General features: G+C 58.6%; 1 protein-coding gene. It reads left to right on the top strand.

All coding sequences use genetic code 11. From position 1 onward, the window contains the following. Window positions 1–137: 137 nt before the first annotated feature. Window positions 138–1163, top strand: a complete 1026-nt coding sequence (locus tag QN219_RS33710) for an IS110 family transposase (RefSeq protein WP_284004751.1) — start codon at window positions 138–140, stop codon at window positions 1161–1163. Window positions 1164–1401: the final 238 nt, after the last annotated feature.

Genomic DNA, 1401 nt, shown 5'->3' with positions numbered 1-1401 from the left:
AGCCGTCCACATGGGGTAATCGCGGGAGCGAGTCGCCCTGAAAAACAATCAAGCTTTGGAAGGTGGCTGTTCCCCGGTAGATGGAAATACGGGCTCACGACTGGATGCCGGGCCCAAGCATCAAATGGAGAACAGCCATGGAAGAATATATCGGTCTCGACGTATCGATGAAAGAGACCGCAGTGTCGATCCGGCGTAAAGGCAAACGGATTTGGCGTGGAAAATGCGCTTCCGATCCGAAGATCATTGCGGAGCTTATCCGTAGGCGAGCCCCAGCCGTAAAACGTGTGGTGTTTGAGACCGGTCCGCTTTCGGTGTGGTTCTATCATGCGCTGTGCGCCGAAGGAGTGCCGGCGATCTGCATTGATGCGCGTCATGCCAAAGCGGCTCTCGATATGGCACCTAACAAAACCGATGCGAATGATGCCGATGGCCTGGCGCATCTTGCCGAGGTGGGCTTCTTTCGAGAGGTACGCGTCAAGAGCTTCGACAGCATGCTGACCCGTACGCTGGTCGCTGCACGCACTCGGCTGGTTCGCATCACCGTCGAACTTTCCAACCAGATCCGCGGCGTCATGAAAACCTTCGGTCTTGTTGTTCCGGCCGGAAAGGGAAGTATGTTCGAGCGGAACGTGCGGAGCCTTCTTGTCGATCACGAGCAGCTTGCTGCTATCATTTTGCCGCTTCTGGATGCCTGGCGCAGTGTCCGGATCCGTGCCGCTGACCTCGGACGCCAACTCATCAGGGATGCACGCGAGAGCCAGGCCTGCTGCCTTCTCATGTCTGTCCCCGGCGTAGGCGCGATCACCGCAACGTCCTTCGTCACCGCCGTTGAAGAGCCCGACAACTTCAGGAAGTCCCGGAATGTCGGGGCCTGGATCGGGCTAACGACCCGTCGGCATCAATCTGGAGAAGTCGATTATGACGGGCACATATCCCGGCGTGGCGACAATCACTTGCGAGGACTTCTCTACGAGGCCGCATCCGTCATCTTGGCCCGCAGCAAGAAACAGAGCGCACTACGAACATGGGGTCTGCAACTCCGGGAGAGGCTCGGCTTCAAACGAGCCGCCGTCGCCGTCGCGCGCAAACTGGCCGTGATCATGCATGCGATGCTCAAGACCGGTGAGTTCTTCGATCCGAATGCAGGAGCCGCGGCATGAAAGCTGATGGATAGCGTTCAGTATCTGAGCGCCTGAGACGTCCCTGCCGGGACGTAGGCTGAGCCATTCCGTTGATGGGATTGCACCGCTGACCCAGCCGAGTGCGTCGTCCACATTGAAGGCTCTTCCACGATGCCCATGATGCGGCGGCCTCTGCCGACCGCGAAGACAACCCTGTAACCCGGCACACGCGTCTCATACAAAGATACTTGACCCCACGGCTGCGATTAGACAACCC

The organism is Sinorhizobium sp. 8-89 (assembly GCF_030124325.1).
Taxonomy (GTDB): domain Bacteria; phylum Pseudomonadota; class Alphaproteobacteria; order Rhizobiales; family Rhizobiaceae; genus Sinorhizobium.
The sequence above is the reverse complement of the archived record's forward strand: the minus strand, read 5'-3'. Positions and strand labels throughout refer to the sequence as shown.